Source organism: Actinomadura darangshiensis, from assembly GCF_004349235.1.
In the GTDB taxonomy this organism is placed as follows: domain Bacteria; phylum Actinomycetota; class Actinomycetes; order Streptosporangiales; family Streptosporangiaceae; genus Spirillospora; species Spirillospora darangshiensis.
The window spans coordinates 24,822-42,594 of record NZ_SMKY01000002.1 but is presented as its reverse complement, the minus strand read 5'-3'; the positions used below and the strand labels follow the sequence as shown (position 1 = coordinate 42,594).

Sequence of the window (17,773 nt, the reverse complement as noted above, 5' to 3'; positions counted from 1 at the left end):
TCAGTCTCCGAGTTCTCTCCGGCGGCGGGTCACGTAGTCGTCGAGTTCGGCGCGGATCCCGTCGTCCAGGGGCGGCGGCTCGTAGGCGGCGAGCCGGCCGGCGGCGATCCCGGCGGCGCGGGCGGCGGTGTCGGCGGCGCCGTTCTTCAGCCACCGCTCGTGGTTCTCCGACGAGGACAGGAACGGCCGGTAGAAGCACGTCCGGAACCGTTCGAGGGTGTGCGCGGCGCCGAGGAAGTGCCCGCCGTGCCCGATCTCCTCGTGCGCGCCGAACGCCAGCGACGCCTCGTCGATCTCCAGGGGGGTGAACTCGTGCTGGAGCATCTCGACGAGCTGCAGGTCGATGACGAACTTCTCGTAGGACGCGACGAGGCCGCCCTCCAGCCAGCCGGCGGCGTGCATGACGAAGTTGGCCCCGGCGAGGAACGTCGGCAGCAGCGTCATGAGGCCTTCGTAGGCGGCCTGCGCGTCCGGGAGCTGCGCGGACGTGAGCGCGCCGCCGGACCGGAACGGCAGCCCGAAGTGCCGGGCGATCTGGCCGGTGCACAGCAGCCCCATGCCGGACTCGGGCGTCCCGAAGCACGGCGACCCCGACTGCATGTCGATGTTGGACAGGAACGACCCGAAGACCACCGGCGCGCCCGGCCGGATCAGCTGGGCCAGCGCGATCCCCGACAGCGCCTCGGCGATCTGCTGGACGAGCGCGGCCGGGATGGTGACCGGCGACATCGCGCCCATGAGCAGGAACGGGGTGAGGACGACGGGCTGGTTCGCGGCGCTGTACTCGAACAGGGCGTCCAGCATCCGGCCGTCCCAGCACAGCGGCGAGTTGCAGTTGATGAGCGAGATGGTGACGGGGTCGGCCTCGATCGCGTCCCGGCCGCCGAACAGGATCGACGACATCGCGAGGGTGTCGCGGGCGTTCTCGCCGGACACGACGTTGCCCATGTAGATCTTGTCGGTCAGCGTGGCGAGTGCGCGGACCATGTCGAGGTGCCGGGAGTCGAGCGGGGCGTCGTTCGGCTCGCAGACGACGCCGCCCGCCGAGTCGAGCGCGTCCGCGGTCTGGGCGAGCATCGCCAGCCGGCGGAAGTCGTCCATCGTCGCGTCGCGGCGGACCTCGCCCTCGCGGACGAACGGGGGCCCGTACACGGCGCCGAACGCCATCCCGTCGCCGCCGATGCGGACCGATCTGCCGGGGTTGCGCGCCCGGACGCCGAACTCGCTCGGTGCCTTGGCCACCTGCTCCAGGACGAAGCCGGGATCGAGGCGGACGGTGTCGCCGTCCACGCGCTGGCCCGCCTCGCGGAACAGCGCGAGGGCGCGCGGTGAGTCGAACTGGACGCCGACCTCGGTGAGCAGGCGGCGCCATCCGGTGTCGAGGACGTCCATCGCGTCGGAAGTGAGGATCTCGTAGCGCGGCATGCGGTTCACGAACATGCGGTGCCTCGGGTTTCCGGGGCTTTTTGCCCCTTGACGCCGTTCCGTCCGGAATCTTACGCTCGATTTATGGAACACAGGTTCCATATAGTGGAACTTATGTCACGCGAATCACGCACCGCGGCGCAGCCCGGCACCCAGGCGATCGACCGGGCGGCCGAGCTGATCCGCCTCATCGTCGAGGCGGAGGCGCCGCGCACCTTCACCGCGCTCGTCACCGAGACGGGCCTCGCCAAGTCCACCACGTCCCGCCTGCTCCAGGCCCTGGAACGGCACCGCCTCGTCCGCCGCGACCGCGACGGCGCCTTCCGCGCCGGCCCGGTCTTCACGCAGTACGCGCTGCGCGGCGACATCACCGACGCGCTCGTCGACATCGCGACCCCGACGCTGGAACGGCTCCGGGAGAGCAGCGGCGAGACCGTCACCATCGCCGTCCCCCGGGCCGGCGCCGTCATCACCATCGCGCAGGTCGACAGCGAGTACCTGCTGAGCGCGACGAGCTGGATCGGCCTCGACCTGCCCCCGCACTGCATGGCCACCGGCAAGGTCTTCTACGCGCACGGCCGGCTGCCGCTGCCCGACGACGAGGACCTGGAACGCCTCACCGGCAACACCGTGACCAGGCGCGACCTGCTCGAAGCCCAGTTCACCGGGATCCGGCGCAGCGGCTACGCCGTCACCCGGGAGGAACTGGAGATCGGCCTGGTCTCGATCGCCGCGCCCGTCCACTCGGCGGGCGACGACGTCATCGCCGCGGTCGCGGTCACCGGGCCCACCGCGCGGCTCACCCCGTCCCGCACCGAGCAGGTCGGCACGTGGCTGGCCGCGGAGACCCGCGCGCTGTCGGCCGCACTCGGCCACCATCCGCCGAACCCGCCTCCCCGCTGAACCAGCGCGGGGAGGTACCGCCCGAGAAGGAGGGCGCCCCATGTCCCACGAGGAGATCCTCACCGGCCTCTACACCGAGACGCTCGTCGGCAACGGCCCGACGGTCCTGGAGCTGACCCACGCCGGTCTCGACGAGGGACTGGCACCCGAGCGCATGCTGTTCGACGCGCTCATCCCGTCGCTGGAGGAGGTCGGCGCCCGCTTCGAGCGCGGCGACTTCTTCGTCCCCGAGATGCTGATCGCCGGGAAGGCGATGGCGGGCGCGCTGGAGGTGCTGCGGCCGCTTCTCGCCGAGACCGGCGCCGCGAGCACCGGCACGTTCCTGATGGGCACCGTCAAGGGGGACGTGCACGACATCGGCAAGAACCTGGTGAACATCATGCTGGAAGGCGCCGGGTTCCACGTCATCGACCTCGGCGTGCAGGTCGCGCCGGAACGGTTCGTCGAGGCGATCCGGGAACACAATCCCGACATCGTGGGTTTCTCGGCGTTCCTGACCACGACCATGCCGATGTTCAAGGCGAACATGAACGCGCTCACCAAGGCGGGGCTTCGCGACGAGGTCATCGTCATGGTCGGCGGCGCGCCCGTCACCCAGGAGTACGCGGACGCGGTCGGCGCCGACGCCTACGCGGCCGACGCGTCCGCCGCCGTGAAGCGCGCCAAGGAGCTGCTCGCGGCGCGGCGCACGGCACCGGCGGGCACCGCACCGGCAGGCACCGCACCGGCGGGCGCGTCATGAGGCTGCTGCCGCTCGTCGAGCACGCCGTGAAGAAGCCGGTGTTCGGCTGCCGGATGTGCGGGCAGTGCGTCCTGCACTCGACCGGGCTTACCTGCCCGATGAACTGCCCGAAGACGCTGCGGAACGGTCCGTGCGGCGGGGTCCGCGAGGACGGCCGCTGCGAGGTGGTGCCCGAGATGCGGTGCGTGTGGCTGAAGGCCCACGACCGTTCGCGGCGGCTGCCGGGCGGCGCGCCCTGGGTCGACGCCGTCAACGCGACCGACAACACCGCCGCGCACGCCCACGCGTCCAACGTCGCCGTCGCGATCGCGCTGCGCGGACTCGGCGTCGAGCCGATCCTGCAGGTGGTGTGCCGCGACAAGAACCGGCTCGCCGTCCAGGCCGACATCGTCGGGGCCGCGCTGCACGGCGTCACCAACGTGTGCTGCCTGACCGGCGACGACGTCAGCGCGGGCGACGAGCCGCAGAGCCGCCGCGTGTTCGACCTGGACGGGCCGCAGCTCGTGCGGGTCGCGGCCGGGCTGCGGCGCGGCGAGTACCTGTCCGGGCGCGCGATCACGCCGCCGCCCGAGCTGTTCATCGGCGCCGTGGAGAACCCGTCGGCGCCGCCGCACGAGTACCGGGTGCGGCGGGCGCAGCTGAAGGCCGCCGCGGGCGCGCGGTTCCTGCAGCTGCAGATCTGCTTCCGGCCCGGCCGGCTGGAGGCGTTCGCCGCGCTCGCCGAACGCACCGGCCTCACCCGGCGGGCCGCGCTGCTCCAGACGGTCGTCCTGGTGCGCGGTGCGCGGGGGCTGCGGTTCATGGACGAGCACGTGCCCGGCATCTCCGTCCCAGCGGACGTCATCGACCGCGTCGACCGCGCCGCCGACCCCGCCGAGGCCGCCTATCGGCTCGCCCTGGAGCAGGCCCGGCACGCGCTGGCGCTGCCCGGCGTCCGCGGCCTGCACCTCGCCGACATGCGCCGGGACGGCTCGCTCGCCCGGCTCGTCACCGACCTCGGACTCGGAAGGGACCACCATGCACACGACCCTGCGATCGCGCGGTGACGAGGTCGTCATCGGCCCCGACCGGCCGTTCTGCGTGATCGGCGAGCGCATCAACCCCACCGGCCGCAAGAAGCTCGCCGAGATGCTGCGGGCCGGGGACCTGTCGCAGCTGGAGATCGACGTCCGGGAGCAGACCCCGGCGGCGGCCGTCCTCGACGTCAACATGGGCGTGCCGCTCGCCGACGAGGCCGAGCTGCTGACCCGCGCGATCCGGCTGATCCAGGACCTCACCCCGGTGCCGCTGTGCCTGGACTCCTCGGTCGTCGAGGCGCTCGCCGCCGCACTGGAGGTCTACGACGGCAAGGCGCTCGTCAACTCCGTCACCGCGGAGGACGAGCGGCTCCACCAGGTCCTGCCGCTGGTCAAACGGCACGGCGCCGCCGTGATCGGGCTGCCCAACGACGAGGACGAGATCCCGGACGACCCGCGCCGCCGGCTGGAACTGGCCCGCAAGATCGTGGACGTCGCCACCGGCACCTACGGCATCCCGGTGGAGGACGTCCTCATCGACCCGCTCGCCATGCCCGTCGGGGCCGACACGAGCCTGGTCATGAAGACGCTGGAGACCATCGCGCTGATCCGCGACGACCTCGGCGTCAACATGACGCTCGGCGCGTCCAACGTCTCGTTCGGGATGCCGGACCGGCACGCCATCGGCGCGGCGTTCCTGCCGATGGCGATGGCGCACGGCCTCACCAGCGCGATCATGGACGCGCGGGCGGCGTCGCTCGTCCAGGCGGCCCGCGCGGCCGACCTGCTGCTCGGCAACGACCCGTGGGGCGGGAACTGGATCGCCGCGTTCCGGAGCGCGCGTTGAGCAGGATCCGGCTCACCTACCGGCTGGACGACGGGCGGGAACGCGAGATCGCCGTCCCGCCCGGCGTCACCGTCTTCGACGCCGCCAGCTGGAACGGCATCGCCGTCGACTCCACCTGCGGCGGCCACGGGACGTGCCGCAAATGCGGGGTGCGGATCGCCGCAGGGGCGGCGCCGCCGACCTCGCTGGACGGGCGGGCCTACTCCCCCGACCGGCTCCGCGACGGCTGGCGGCTCGCGTGCCGGGCGGTCGCGCAGGAGGACCTGACGGTCGAGGTGCCGCCGCTGACCACCCGCCCGAAGGCGTCGACGGTCGGCGTCGGGCGGCAGGTCATCCTGCGGCCGGCCGTCCAGAAACGGTACGTGGAGCTGGTCGAGCCGACCCTCAAGGACCAGCGGTCCGACCTCGAACGGCTGCTGGACGCGATCGACGACCTCGAACCCGCCGCCGGCCTCGCCGTGCTGCGCCGCCTCGGCCCGGTCCTGCGGGAGGCGGACTGGAAGGTCACCGCCGTCATCGTGGACGAGACCCTCATCGACGTCGAACCCGGCGACACCACCGGGACCGCCTACGGGATCGCGTTCGACCTGGGCACGACCACGGTCGTCGCCACCCTCCTCGACCTGACGGCGGGCACGCCGGTCGCGGCGGCGTCCCGGCTGAACGCGCAGCAGCCGTTCGGCGCCGACGTCATCACCCGGATCAGCGCCACGATGATGGACGCCTCCGCCGCGTCCCGGCTGCGCGACCTGGCCCATGAGACGCTCGCCGACCTGGCCGCCGAGGTCTGCGCCGAAGGCGGCGTCGCACCCGGACACGTCTACGAGATCGCGCTGGCGGGCAACGCGACGATGACGCAGCTCGCGCTCGGCCTGGATCCGGAGCCGCTCGGCGTCGCGCCCTTCATCCCGTCCGCCCGCGCCATACCTTCGCTGCACGCCGCCGACCTCGGGGTACGCGTCCACCCGGAGGCACGCGCGGCGATGTTCCCGGCCCTGGGCGCCTACGTGGGCGGCGACATCGTGGCCGGTCTGCTCGCCTCGGGCATGGACCGCGACCGGCGCGTCCGGCTGTTCATCGACGTGGGGACGAACTGCGAGATCGTCCTCGGCTCCGCGGCCGGGCTCACCGCCACCGCCGCGCCCGCCGGGCCCGCGTTCGAGGGCGCCGCCATCCGCTGCGGGATGCGGGCCGCCGAGGGCGCCGTCGAGACCGTCCGGCTGACACCGGACACGGTCGAGCTCGGCGTGATCGGCGACACCGAGCCCCGCGGCCTGTGCGGCTCCGGCCTGGTCGACGCCGTGGCGGAGCTGCTGCGGACGGGCCTGCTGGACGCCTCCGGCCGACTGGCCACCCCGGACGAGGCGCCCGCCGCCCTGGCGCCGCGCCTCACCGAGGTCAACGGCGAACGCGTCTTCGTCCTCCGCGGCGACGTCTACCTCTCCCAGCGGGACGTCCGGGAACTGCAGTTCGCCAAGGCCGCGATCGCCACCGGCTGGAGCCTCCTCCTCGACGAGACCGGGACGGACGTCGCCGACGTTGCCCAGGTGCTCCTCGCCGGGTCGTTCGGTTCCTACCTGTCCCCCGCCAACGCCGTCCGGATCGGCCTCGTCCCGCCCCTGGCCCTGCCGCGCATCGTCAGCGCCGGCAACGTCGCCGGCGAGGGCGCCAAGCTGGCCCTGCTCAGCCTGCGCGAACGGACGGGCGCCGACGCGCTGCTCCAGGAGGTGCGCTATGTCGAACTCTCCGACCGCCCCGACTTCAACGACCTGTTCATCACGCGGCTCGCCTTCCCCTGACCTCACGGTCGTGGCCTGCGGCGCGCTGGCGCCCCACATCGCCTCGATCGCGAGACGCCGGGGATGGCCGATCGACGTCCACGCGCTGGCGCCGCTCCTGCACAACCGCCCCGCCCGCATCGCCGCCGCGGTCGAGGAACGCGTCCGCGCCCTCGCCCCCCGCCGCGTCGCCGTGGCCTACGCCGACTGCGGCACCTACGGCGCGCTGGACGAGGTCTGCGCCCGCCTGGACGTCCCGCGCCTCCCGGGCCCGCACTGCTACGCGACCTTCGCCGGCGAGGAACGCCTGGACGCCCTCCTCCGCGCCGAACCCGGCACGTACCTGCTCACGGACTTCCTGGTCCGCTCGTTCGAGCAGACGGTGGTCGCCGAGCTGGGCCTCGACCGCCGCCCCGAACTCCGCGACGACTACTTCGCCCACTACACGCGCGCGGTCTGGTTGGCCCAGTCCCCGACCCCGGAACTCCGCGCCGCCGCCGACCGCGCCGCCGCGTCCATCGGCCTGCCCCTGACCATCGTCGCGACCGGCGACGGAGACCTGGAGGCGGCCCTCGAACGACTGCTGGCCGATGCCCCGGAGGCCCTCCCCCTTGACCAGGCGGACCTCCGGGCCTGAGGGCCGCCCCCGTCCGGTGGACCCGCAGCCAGGAGTCACCCGCCGCCGCGTGCCCCCACGCGACAGCGGGCCATGGGTCGCCGTGACCGCCTTCGGTGTACGTCCTGCTTGGTCGGCCCGGTCTTCCTCCCGCTGCGGGGCCGCCTCCGGCGGCCCTCACCCACAGCACGCGCGAGGCGCGCCCTGGGGTTCAGCGCTCAGTCGAGAATCTTCTGGAGGAACTGGCCGGTGTGGCTGGCGTCGATCTTGGCGACGTCCTCGGGGGTCCCGGTGGCCACCACGGTGCCGCCCCGGGAGCCGCCCTCGGGGCCCATGTCGATGATCCAGTCGGCGGTCTTGATGACGTCCAGGTTGTGCTCGATGATGATCACCGTGTTGCCCTTGTCGACCAGGCCGTTCAGGACGCCGAGGAGCTTGTTGATGTCCTCGAAGTGCAGGCCGGTGGTCGGCTCGTCCAGCACGTAGATCGTGCGGCCGGTGGAGCGCTTCTGGAGCTCGGACGCCAGCTTGACGCGCTGCGCCTCGCCGCCGGACAGGGTCGGGGCGGGCTGGCCGAGCCGGACGTAGCCGAGGCCGACGTCGTTGAGCGTCTTCAGGTGCCGGTGGATCGCGGTGACCGGCTCGAAGAACTCGGTGGCCTGCTCGATCGGCATGTCGAGCACCTCGGAGATCGTCTTGCCCTTGTAGTGGACCTCCAGGGTCTCCCGGTTGTAGCGGGCGCCGTGGCAGACCTCGCACGGGACGTAGACGTCCGGCAGGAAGTTCATCTCGATCTTGATGGTGCCGTCGCCGGCGCAGTTCTCGCAGCGGCCGCCCTTGACGTTGAAGGAGAACCGGCCCGGCTGGTAGCCGCGCACCTTCGCCTCGGTCGTCTGCGCGAACAGCTTGCGGATGTGGTCGAAGACGCCGGTGTAGGTCGCCGGGTTGGAGCGCGGGGTGCGGCCGATCGGCGACTGGTCGACGTGCACGACCTTGTCGAGGTTGTCGACCCCGTTGACGCGCTTGTGCTTGCCGGGCACGGTCTTCGCGCCGTTCAGCTTCTTCGCGAGGGAGTTGTAGAGGATGTCGTTGACGAGGGTCGACTTGCCCGACCCCGACACCCCCGTCACGGCGGTCAGGACGCCGAGCGGGAACGCGACGTCGACGTCGCGCAGGTTGTTCTGCTGGGCGCCCCTCACGGTGACCTCGCGGCCCTTGGTGCGCGGACGGCGGATCTGCGGGACGGCGATCTCGCGGCGCCCGTCCAGGTAGGCGCCGGTCAGCGAGCGCTCGGACTTCTTCAGGTCCTCGACGGTGCCGGACACGACGATCTCGCCGCCGTGCTCGCCCGCCCGGGGGCCGATGTCGACGATCCAGTCGGCGGCGGCGATGGTGTCCTCGTCGTGCTCGACGACGATCAGGGTGTTGCCCATGTCGCGGAGCCGGATCAGGGTCTCCAGCAGCCGGTGGTTGTCGCGCTGGTGCAGGCCGATGGACGGCTCGTCCAGCACGTAGAGGACGCCGACCAGGCCGGAGCCGATCTGCGTCGCGAGCCGGATGCGCTGCGCCTCCCCGCCGGCGAGCGTCGCGGACGCCCGGTCGAGGGTGAGGTAGTCGAGGCCGACGTCCAGCAGGAAGCCGAGGCGGGCGTTGATCTCCTTGAGGACGCGCTCGGCGATGTGCGTCTCGCGCTCGTTCAGCTCCATCGCGAGGAGGAACTTCGCGGCCTCGCCGATCGGCATCGAGGCGACCTCGGCGATCGACATCCCGCCCATGGTGACGGCGAGCACGACCGGCTTCAGCCGGGCGCCCTCGCACGTCGGGCACGGGATCTCCCGCATGTAGCCCTCGAACCGCTCCCGGCTGGAGTCGCTCTCGGACTCGGCGTGCCGCCGCTGGATGTAGGGGATCACGCCCTCGTAGGCGGTGTAGTACGACCGCGTCCGGCCGTAGCGGTTCTTGTAGCGGACGTGGACCTGGGTCTCGTGCCCGTTGAGGACCGCCTTGCGCGCCTTGACCGGCAGCTTCTCCCACGGGGTGTTCAGGTCGAACCCCATGGCGTCGCCCAGAGCCGACAGCAGGCGCAGGAAGTAGTCGCTCACGTGCCCGTTCGACCACGGCTGGATCGCGCCCTCGCCGAGGGTCAGCTCCTCGTCCGGGACGACCAGCTCAGGGTCGACCTCCATGCGCGTCCCGAGGCCGGTGCAGTCGGGGCACGCGCCGTAGGGCGAGTTGAACGAGAACGAGCGCGGCTCCAGCTCCTCGAACGACAGGTCGTCGTAGGGGCAGTAGAGGTGCTCGGAGTACATCCGGGTGCGGTGCTCGTCGCCTTCGGGCAGGTCGACGAAGTCGAGGATGATCGTGCCGCCCGCGAGCCCGAGCGCCGTCTCCACCGAGTCGGCGAGCCGCTGCCGCGCGGAGTCCTTCACCGAGAGCCGGTCGACCACGACGGAGATGTCGTGCTTCTCCTGCTTCTTCAGCTTGGGCGGCTCGTCCAGCCGGATCATCTGCCCGTCGACCAGCGCCCGCGAGTAGCCCTTGGACTGCAGCTCGCGGAACAGCTCCAGGTATTCGCCCTTGCGCCCGCGGATCACCGGCGCCAGCACCTGGAACCGCGTGCCGGGCTCCAGCTCCAGCACCCGGTCGACGATCTGCTGCGGCGCCTGCCGGCTGATCGGCCGGCCGCAGTCGGGGCAGTGCGGATGCCCGATCCGCGCGTACAGCAGCCGCAGGTAGTCGTAGACCTCGGTGATCGTCCCGACCGTCGACCGCGGGTTCTTGCTGGTCGACTTCTGGTCGATCGACACCGCCGGGGACAGCCCCTCGATGAAGTCGACGTCGGGCTTGTCCATCTGCCCGAGGAACTGCCGGGCGTAGGCCGACAGCGACTCCACGTACCGGCGCTGGCCCTCGGCGAAGATCGTGTCGAAGGCCAGGCTGGACTTCCCCGAACCCGACAGACCGGTGAACACGATCATGGAGTCCCGCGGGAGGTCGAGCGAGACGTCCTTCAGGTTGTGCTCGCGTGCTCCACGCACGATGAGTCGGTCATGCACGGCGTTCTTCCGGTTCCTCTTCTGGGGCGCGGCGACTGGAGAGACAGGTCGGTCTCAAGGCTAGCCAGGGGGTACGACAGAATTCCCCCGAGTCTTCAACAGCGGCGCTCACCGCTGCATTTCATGAAGCTACCCGCCCGTCCCCACCGGTCCGGACGGCACCTCGCACCGTACACGTGTTCGAACACCCCCCGCCACCGCAACCCACGGAGCAACACGCGAGTTCACCGGCGGAGGGCGTCCAAGACGAGGGCGAGGGTCCGGTGGCGCAGGTCTTCCGTCCATGACGCGGCCAGGGCGCCGTGGGTGGTGGCGGTCAGCAGGGCCATCACCTCATCCAGGCGGGCGTCGGGACGGACGGTGCCCGCCTCCTGGGCGGCCTCCAGAAGGGCCCCGAAGGTCTGGGCGAAGGCCATGATCTGGTCGCCGGGCTCGATCGGCGTGCCCTCCTCCGCGAGAAGGGTCACGACCGTGCCGATCTCGGCGGAGCTTTCGACGAGATACGTGAAGTAGTCGAAGAAGGCGGTGGCGGGGTCGCCGCCGGCGATGAGCGTCTCGGCCTTGTCGATGAGGCGCTGCCGGAGCTCCTTCATGATCGCGGCGAGCAGGTCGTGCTTGGTCGGGAAGTGCCGGAAGACCGTGCCGATGGCGACGCCGGCGCGGGCCGCGACCTCCTCGGTGGACGCGGAGGCGCCCCGCTCGGCGAAGACCTCCCCGGCGGCGGCGAGGATGCGGGCGCGGTTGCGCCGGGCGTCGGCGCGCATGGGCTTGCTCGGTGTCATTCGTCCACCCTTGACAAGATGAGTCGCGACTCATATTTTCCAAGATGAGTCAAAGCTCATCTTATTGCCCCGACGGAGGGACGACCCATGTCCGAGCCCGGTCCACGCGACCTGTTCGCCCGGTTCCAGCGCAACGCCCTCGCCGGTGAGGCGGGGCTGGACGAGGAGATGCTCGCCGAGGACGTCGTGATCGAGATGCCGTTCGCGCCCGCCGGACACGAGCGGCGCTCCGAGGGACGCGAAGCGATCGCGGCGCGGCTGCGCGAGGGACGCAGGTCGCTGCCGATCGAGTTCGAGGAGTTCCGGGACGTGGTGGTGCACGAGACCGCCGACCCCGAGGTGATCGTCGCCGAGTACGAGCTGGTGGCCACGATCCCGGGCACGGGCAAGCGGGGATCCGCGAACTTCGTCACGGTGCTGCGGGCGCGGGACGGGCGCATCGTGCACTGGCGCGAGTACCAGGATCGGGCCGCGATCGAGGAGGCGCTTTCATGACTCACTCGTCGTCCAGGGCGTAGGTGAGGTAGCGGTCGGGCGCCGGCCCCGCCGGGTTCCGGCCGCCGGGTTCGAGGGCGGGGTCGTCGTCGCGGGCGAGGCGGTGCAGGACGTCGACCGAGCGGACGACGATCGCGCTGCGGGCGACCGTCAGCCCGCCGCGGACCGGCTCGGACGCGAGGATCTGCGCGACCTTGCGGCGGCCCATGCCGGCCCAGCGGCCGAGGTCGTGCTGGGAGACGGGGAGCCGGACGTGCACGCCCTCCTCGGTCACGCCGTCCGGGCGCTCCTCCTTGGCCGGGGAGCCGAACCGCGCCACCAGGCGCAGCAGCCGGCCGGCGAGGCGGCGTTCGGGGTCGTCGGGGAAGTGGGCGACGCGCAGCTCGTTGGAGTCGCGCAGCCGCTCGGCGAGGACGGCGGCGACGGCCCACACCGAGCCGGGATGGGCGTCCAGGACGCCGCGGAACCGCGCGGCGGGGAGCACGACCGCCTCGACCCGGGTCAGCGCCTCGACGTTGGCGTGCCGGGTGCCGCCGTCCACGGCCTCCAGCTCGCCGACCACATCGCCCGGCCCGAGGACGTCGAGGATGGCGCTCTCGCCGTCCCGGTCCACCCACACCTTCACGGCCCCGGAGCGCAGGACGAAGACCTGGGACGCGCGGGTGTGCTCGCGCATCAGGAACGCGCCGGGCCTGATGACCACCGGGACTCCGGCCCGCAGCAGCGCCTCCCGGGCGCGCGGGCCCAGCGCGTCCCAGAACCGGGTGATCTCCATCTCGCCTCCTCACCGCGCCCGGACCCCGGGGCCGGGGCCCGCGGCGGCCGTGATGATCGGCCGCCCTGTGGTCCAGGTAACGCGGCGCTGCGCCGATGGACTAGGTCATTCGTCACATGTCGAGCGATCTTTCTGATTCGAGCAGCTTGTCGAGGGCGCGGACGCGGCGGGCGCTGTCCGCCGCCGCGGCCTGGTCGCCGAGCGCCAGGTGCGAGTCGTGCAGCAGCCCCAGCGCCGCCCGCAGCCCGCGCCGGTCGTCCATGTCGCGGCGGATGACGACCTCGGCGGCCACGTGCTCCACCGCGCGGGCGTGCTTGCCGAGCAGCCGGCACGCGCTGGCCATGGTGTGCAGCGCGTACGCCTGCTCGCGGGCGGCGCCCAGCTCGGCCGCCAGGTCCAGGGCGCGGCGCCCCTTCTCCAGGGCCTCGTCGGCGTGGCCGAGGTCGAGGTGGATGGCGGCGAGGTGGACGAGGCCGGTGGCCTCGCTGTGCCGGTCGCCGACCTCGCCGAGCAGCCGCAGCGCCTCCAGCTCCCGTTCGAGGGCCTCCTCGAAGCGGCCGACGCGGCGCAGGACGGAGGCCAGGGTGTCCATGCCGACGCCGAGCCCGTACCAGTCGCCGCCGGACTCGCGGATGCTCAGCGCCTGCCGCGCGGCGCGCTCGGCCTCGGCGGGCAGGCCGAGCTGCGAGTACGTGCGGGCCAGGCTGCCGAGCGTGCCCGCCATCCGGCCCTGCGCGCCGAGCACGTGCCACAGGTCGAGGGCCTCCAGGCCGAGGACGAACGCCTCCTGGGGGCGGCCGAGCCGGCGCATCACGACCGACAGGTGCTCCAGGTCGTTGGCCTCGCCGTGCTGGTCGCCGATCTCGCGGCGGATCTCCAGCGCGCGCAGCAGGTGCTCGCGCGCCTCCCGGTACCGTCCGAGGCGCCAGTGGACGATGCCGATCTGCGCGAGCGCCTCGGCCTCGCCGTGCCGGTCGCTGATGTCGCGGTGCAGCCGCAGCGCCTGACCGCAGTAGGTGAACGCCTCGGCGAACCGCGTCGCGTCGCACATGAGCATGCCGAGCGTGGTCAGCGCGCGCGCCTCCCCGTGGCGTGCGCCCAGGGCGCGGTAGGTGCGCAAGGCCTGCTCGGCGTCCTGCTGCGCCATGTCGCGCAGGCCGAGCGTCGCGTTCATCCGCGCGAGTTCGGTCAGCGCCTCGGCGGCGCCGTGCATGTCGGCGAGTTCCTGCCGGATGTACAGGGCCTCCAGTGCGTGCGACACGGCCTCGTGGACGTTCCCCTGCCGGCGGTGGACCCCGGCCACGGTCAGCAGGGTCTCGGCCATGCCCGCCTGGTCGCCGATCCGGCCGCGCAAGGCGAGCGCCCTCGCGGCGTGCTCCAGCGCCGTCTCGTAGTCGCCGAGCCCCAGGTGCGCGCGGGCGAGCGTGCTGCGGCCCTTGGCCACGCCCGCGTCGTTCCCCAGCTCCTCGTGGATTCCGAGGGAGCGCCGCGCGTGGTCGATCGCCGTCAGGTACCGGCCCAGCACCACGTGGACGTCGGCGAGGGTGGCGAGGGTGACGGCCTCTCCGTACCGGTCGGGCGGGTCGACGGCCCGGAAACCGCGGCGCGCGTCCTCCCCGTACCCGATGGCTTGGACGGAGCCGCCCAGCTCGACATGCGCCATCGCCAGGTTGTGCAGCATGACGGCCGCCGCCGCCCAGTCCTCCTCGGTGCGGGCGGCGTGCAGGCCCGCCTGGTGGACGGCGATGTTGTCCTCGCCGTACCGCCGGAACTCCTGGAAGTCGAACAGGGCGTCGGCGAGCTCCCAGCAGGTCCGGTGCAGGCCGAGCCGGGCGGCCTGGTGGACGGCCGCGACCAGGTTGCGCCGCTCGGCCTCGAACCAGGCGAGCCCGGCGGCGCGCTCGGCGGACGCCGGCGGACGGCTCGGCGCCTCGCCGCGGTGCACGGCGGGCCGGGGCCGTCCGGGCAGCGACCCGTTCGCCTCGCGCGCCTCGGCGAGGTAGCCGCCGAGGAGCCGGCGCTGCGCCGCCTGCCGCTCGCCGTCCGAGTCCTCCTGGAGTCCCCGTTCGCGGGCGAACTCGCGCAGCAGGTCGTGCATCCCGAACCGGTCCGGCCCGACGTCGTGGACCAGGTACGCCTGCCGCAGCCCCTCCAGGCATTCGCGCGCCTCGCCGACCGTGCTGTCCTGCAGTGCGGCGAGGGCGACGGGCGTGAAGTCGGGGCCCGCGACGAGGCCGAGCCTGCGGAAGGCCGCGCGCTGCCCGCGGCGCAGGCTCCGGTAGGCGACGTCGAACGTCGGGTTGACGACGGCGCTCAGCCCCGGCCCGGCCGCTCCGGGCGCCGTGCCCAGGCCCGCCCCTGCGAGGCCCGGTTCGTACGGCGCGGCGCCGGGCGCGTCCCGGGCCGCCAGCTCCCGGACGGTCCCGGCGATCGACTCGCCGGGGTTCTCGGCCAGCCGCCCGGCCATCACGCCGAGGGCCAGCGGCAGGTGGCCGCACTCCTCGGCGAGCCGCACGACCGCCTTGTGCTCGTCGCCGACGCGGGGGTCTCCCGGGCCGAGCACGTTGGAGATCAGGTCGACCGCCTCCTGCGTCGCCATCTCCCGCAGCTCCAGGGTCCGGATGTCGGCGCCTTCGAGCAGGGCGGGCAGCCGCCGCCGGCTCGTCACGATCACCAGCCCGGACGCCATCGCGTCCAGCAGCGGCCTGACCTGCTCGGGCCGGACGGCGTTGTCGAGCACCAGCAGCATCCGGCGGTCGGCGAGCAGCGACCGGCACTGCGCCGCCAGCTCCGCCTCCGTCCGCGGGACGTGGTCGCCGGGCACGCCCGCCGCCCGCAGCACCTGGCCCATCGCCTCCGCCGGGGTGACCGGGGCGCCGGTCGTGCCGCGCAGGTCGGCGAACAGGACGCCGTCGGGGAAGCGGTCCACGACCCGGTGCGCCCAGTGCAGCGCCAGGGTCGTCTTGCCGACCCCCGCCATCCCCTGGACGACGACCGCGCGCGGCCACACCGTCTGGCCGACGAGCAGGTCGAGTTTGCCTAGGCTGACCGTCCGCCCGGCGAAGAAGGGGGTGCCGGCGGGGAGGCGCACCTCGGGCGGCGCGCCCTGCGCCGCCAGGCGCACCGGCTCGCGCGCCGCGATCCCGGCGCCCCCGGCCGGCTCGGGCCCGGCCTCGGCCGCCCGCTCGGCGTCGGCGGCCGGCCACTCGTCGCCCCACGGGCTCGCGGCGCGGCGCAGCCGCTCGATGTCGAGGACGGTCAGCGGGCGGGCCCGGCGGTCGAGGATCCCCCGCGCCCGCCAGAGCCGGAACCAGCGCACCAGCGTCTCGCGGGAGATCCCCGCCCAGTTCGCGAGCTCGGCCTGGCTGAGCTTCAGCGGGATCCGCGTCCCGGCTCCGGGCGCGGGCTCGCCGAACCGGTGCGCCAACTCCAGCAGGTGGTAGGCGAGCCGCTGCGGATGGTCGGCGGCCCGCACCGCGTGCCGGCGGCCGCCGAACGTGGCGCCCTCGGAGATCGCGTGCATCATCGCCTCGGCGACCTGCGGGCTCGCCGCGAGCAGGCTGCGGAACTTGCCGCGGTCCACGCGCAGCGCCGTGACGTGGTCCAGCGCGGCGACGGTGCCGCGCTGCGGGTGCCCCCACGGGCCGAGGACGCCGACCAGGTCCCCGGCCCCAAACAGCTCGATGATCGATTCGTCGCCGTCGCTGGAGTCCACGAACTCCTTGGCGACCGCGTTGCTCGCGCCCCGCGGCGACGCCTTGAACACCACGTACACGGCCGGCGCGACCGACCCCTGGTGGCACAGCATGCCGCCGGGCGGGATGTCGGTGCGCCGGCCCATGGCGCGCAGCGCCTGCCGGTCGGTGGGCGCCAGCCGCTCCCAGAAGCTGCCCGGCCGGACGTCCGGGGCGTCGCCGATCACCCGGTCACCCTCCCGCCATCGCCGCCGCCAGCGTCCAGAACAGGAACAGCACCCCGGTGGCCACCGACCAGGCGACGGCCTGCCAGGACAGCTCGCCGCAGCGGTGCGCCGCCGACAGCAGCCGGCGCAGCTCCACGTCGCGGACCCGGTCGTCCAGCGCGACCGCCGAGCCGAACGGCGTCCACGGCGCGCCCGGGTCGACGGGCGAGCCGGTGCGGCCCCGGACGTCGCCGAGCACCCGCACCAGCGTCCGGCGGGACCGGACCGCGTATCCGGCGGAGACCGCGAACGAGCCGGCCAGGACCGGCAGCAGTGCCAGCGCGGCGGGACCGGGCAGGCCGGCCGCGAGCCGCGTGACGGTTCCGACCAGCACCAGGGCGAGGAACATCACCGCGATCGCGGAGTCCCTGCCGCAGAGCCGGACCAGTGTGCAGGCGTGCTGGAGGAGGTCCTCCGGCTGCTCCCTGTCCGGTCCGGGACGGAATGCGGTCACCAACGCTTCACCGTCCTCACGGGGGTCGATCTGATCTTCCACTGACCATGATGCGGCGGCAACACGGGGATGTCCGTCCGCGGGCGCACGGTCCGGCTGAGTCTGGTGACTCAATCGCGCCACGCGCCGGGGTGCGGGGGATCCGGGCCGCCGATGATGGAAGATGGTCTCCGGACCAACGACGGGAGATCCCATGACCTACACCGGGAACGTCGAGGTGGGCGGACGTCCCGACGTCCGGGAGCTGCCCGGGCTGACGGTCACGAAGGTGGCGGTCGGCCCGTACGACAACAACGCCTACCTGCTGCGCTGCACCGCGACCGGCGAGCGGCTGCTGATCGACGCGGCGAACGAGGCGCCCCGGCTGCTGGAGCTGATCGGCGACGGGCCGCTGGCCCGGATCGTCACCACGCACCGCCACGAGGACCACTGGGGCGCGCTGAGCGAGGTAGTGCGCGCCACCGGCGCGCCCGTCGCCGCCCACCCGCACGACGCGGGCCCGCTGCCCGAACCGGTGGCCGAGCCCGTCGAGCACGGCGACACCGTCACCGTCGGGCAGGCGTCCTTCGACGTCATCCACCTGCGCGGCCACACGCCCGGCTCGATCGCGCTGCTGTACGACGCCGGCGGCGAGCTGGCCGGGCGCCCGCACCTGTTCACCGGCGACAGCCTGTTCCCGGGCGGGGTCGGCAACACGTGGGGCGACCCCACCCGCTTCAAGCAGCTGCTCTCGGACGTGGAGGAGCGCGTCTTCGACCGCCTCCCCGACGCCACCTGGTTCTACCCCGGCCACGGCAAGGACTCGACGCTCGGCCGGGAGCGCCCCTCGCTGCCGGAGTGGCGCGCCCGCGGCTGGTGACCGTCCCGGCTCGGGACGGAACAAGCGGTGCTGGGTGTTCGTTGGCCCCAACACACTTCCGGCC

The 17,773-nt window shown here is 73.2% G+C and carries 14 protein-coding genes; 8 read left to right on the top strand and 6 right to left on the bottom strand.

What is annotated here, in order from left to right; genetic code table 11:
* Positions 1-1,434, bottom strand: coding sequence for a trimethylamine methyltransferase family protein (locus E1293_RS00750; RefSeq protein ID WP_243715940.1), 1,434 nt, complete (start codon positions 1,432-1,434; stop codon positions 1-3).
* A gap of 105 nt (positions 1,435-1,539) precedes the next feature.
* On the opposite strand from E1293_RS00750, the gene E1293_RS00745 reads away from it, so the two are divergent.
* From E1293_RS00745 to E1293_RS00720, 6 genes are read left to right on the top strand one after another with little or no spacing between them, the layout of a single operon-like run.
* Entirely contained in the window at positions 1,540-2,328 is a 789-nt protein-coding gene (locus tag E1293_RS00745) for an IclR family transcriptional regulator (protein WP_165978029.1), read from the top strand.
* 40 nt (positions 2,329-2,368) lie between these two features.
* On the top strand, positions 2,369-3,070 hold the full coding sequence (locus E1293_RS00740) for a corrinoid protein (RefSeq protein ID WP_132192649.1): 702 nt from the start codon (positions 2,369-2,371) through the stop codon (positions 3,068-3,070).
* A complete protein-coding gene (locus E1293_RS00735; RefSeq protein ID WP_165978028.1) occupies positions 3,067-4,116 on the top strand; it encodes a methylenetetrahydrofolate reductase C-terminal domain-containing protein in 1,050 nt (349 codons plus the stop codon). The genes E1293_RS00740 and E1293_RS00735 overlap by 4 nt, the downstream gene beginning before the upstream one ends.
* Positions 4,088-4,933: a dihydropteroate synthase gene (locus E1293_RS00730; protein WP_132192647.1), complete on the top strand. Its 846-nt coding sequence runs from the start codon at positions 4,088-4,090 to the stop codon at positions 4,931-4,933. The genes E1293_RS00735 and E1293_RS00730 overlap by 29 nt, the downstream gene beginning before the upstream one ends.
* Complete coding sequence (locus E1293_RS00725) at positions 4,930-6,732, top strand: ASKHA domain-containing protein (protein WP_207938598.1); 1,803 nt, start codon at positions 4,930-4,932, stop codon at positions 6,730-6,732. The genes E1293_RS00730 and E1293_RS00725 overlap by 4 nt, the downstream gene beginning before the upstream one ends.
* A gap of 10 nt (positions 6,733-6,742) precedes the next feature.
* On the top strand, positions 6,743-7,348 hold the full coding sequence (locus E1293_RS00720; RefSeq protein ID WP_132192643.1) for a DUF1638 domain-containing protein: 606 nt from the start codon (positions 6,743-6,745) through the stop codon (positions 7,346-7,348).
* Positions 7,349-7,545: 197 nt separating this feature from the next.
* Here the strand turns inward: E1293_RS00720 and uvrA are convergent, their stop codons facing one another.
* Both uvrA and E1293_RS00710 read right to left on the bottom strand, forming a co-directional pair.
* Positions 7,546-10,383 (bottom strand): excinuclease ABC subunit UvrA, encoded by a 2,838-nt coding sequence (gene uvrA, locus E1293_RS00715; RefSeq protein WP_132192641.1) that lies wholly within the window; start codon positions 10,381-10,383, stop codon positions 7,546-7,548.
* A 224-nt stretch (positions 10,384-10,607) separates the two neighbouring features.
* Positions 10,608-11,165: a TetR/AcrR family transcriptional regulator gene (locus E1293_RS00710; protein WP_207938597.1), complete on the bottom strand. Its 558-nt coding sequence runs from the start codon at positions 11,163-11,165 to the stop codon at positions 10,608-10,610.
* Between the two features lie 87 nt (positions 11,166-11,252).
* Here E1293_RS00710 and E1293_RS00705 point away from each other — a divergent pair, with 87 nt between their 5' ends.
* A complete protein-coding gene (locus tag E1293_RS00705; protein ID WP_132192639.1) occupies positions 11,253-11,660 on the top strand; it encodes a nuclear transport factor 2 family protein in 408 nt (135 codons plus the stop codon).
* A 1-nt stretch (position 11,661) separates the two neighbouring features.
* Here the strand turns inward: E1293_RS00705 and E1293_RS00700 are convergent, their stop codons facing one another.
* The 3 genes from E1293_RS00700 to E1293_RS00690 all read right to left on the bottom strand — a co-directional run bounded on the left by E1293_RS00700 (position 11,662) and on the right by E1293_RS00690 (position 16,850).
* On the bottom strand, positions 11,662-12,435 hold the full coding sequence (locus tag E1293_RS00700; RefSeq protein ID WP_132192637.1) for a Crp/Fnr family transcriptional regulator: 774 nt from the start codon (positions 12,433-12,435) through the stop codon (positions 11,662-11,664).
* A gap of 112 nt (positions 12,436-12,547) precedes the next feature.
* Positions 12,548-16,357 (bottom strand): tetratricopeptide repeat protein, encoded by a 3,810-nt coding sequence (locus E1293_RS00695; protein WP_132192635.1) that lies wholly within the window; start codon positions 16,355-16,357, stop codon positions 12,548-12,550.
* A 4-nt stretch (positions 16,358-16,361) separates the two neighbouring features.
* Positions 16,362-16,850, bottom strand: coding sequence for a hypothetical protein (locus E1293_RS00690; RefSeq protein WP_132192633.1), 489 nt, complete (start codon positions 16,848-16,850; stop codon positions 16,362-16,364).
* Positions 16,851-17,043: 193 nt separating this feature from the next.
* Here E1293_RS00690 and E1293_RS00685 point away from each other — a divergent pair, with 193 nt between their 5' ends.
* Complete coding sequence (locus E1293_RS00685; RefSeq protein WP_132192631.1) at positions 17,044-17,709, top strand: MBL fold metallo-hydrolase; 666 nt, start codon at positions 17,044-17,046, stop codon at positions 17,707-17,709.
* Positions 17,710-17,773 lie beyond the last annotated feature (64 nt).

Excerpts from the sequence above, each read along its gene's own strand:
- E1293_RS00730 (WP_132192647.1), top strand. The coding sequence starts at position 4,088 with ATGCACACGACCCTGCGATCGCGCGGTGACGAGGTCGTCATCGGCCCC.
- E1293_RS00705 (WP_132192639.1), top strand. The coding sequence starts at position 11,253 with ATGTCCGAGCCCGGTCCACGCGACCTGTTCGCCCGGTTCCAGCGCAAC.
- E1293_RS00685 (WP_132192631.1), top strand. The coding sequence starts at position 17,044 with ATGACCTACACCGGGAACGTCGAGGTGGGCGGACGTCCCGACGTCCGG.
- E1293_RS00740 (WP_132192649.1), top strand. The coding sequence starts at position 2,369 with ATGTCCCACGAGGAGATCCTCACCGGCCTCTACACCGAGACGCTCGTC.
- E1293_RS00710 (WP_207938597.1), bottom strand. The coding sequence starts at position 11,165 with ATGACACCGAGCAAGCCCATGCGCGCCGACGCCCGGCGCAACCGCGCC.
- E1293_RS00735 (WP_165978028.1), top strand. The coding sequence starts at position 3,067 with ATGAGGCTGCTGCCGCTCGTCGAGCACGCCGTGAAGAAGCCGGTGTTC.
- E1293_RS00745 (WP_165978029.1), top strand. The coding sequence starts at position 1,540 with ATGTCACGCGAATCACGCACCGCGGCGCAGCCCGGCACCCAGGCGATC.
- E1293_RS00700 (WP_132192637.1), bottom strand. The coding sequence starts at position 12,435 with ATGGAGATCACCCGGTTCTGGGACGCGCTGGGCCCGCGCGCCCGGGAG.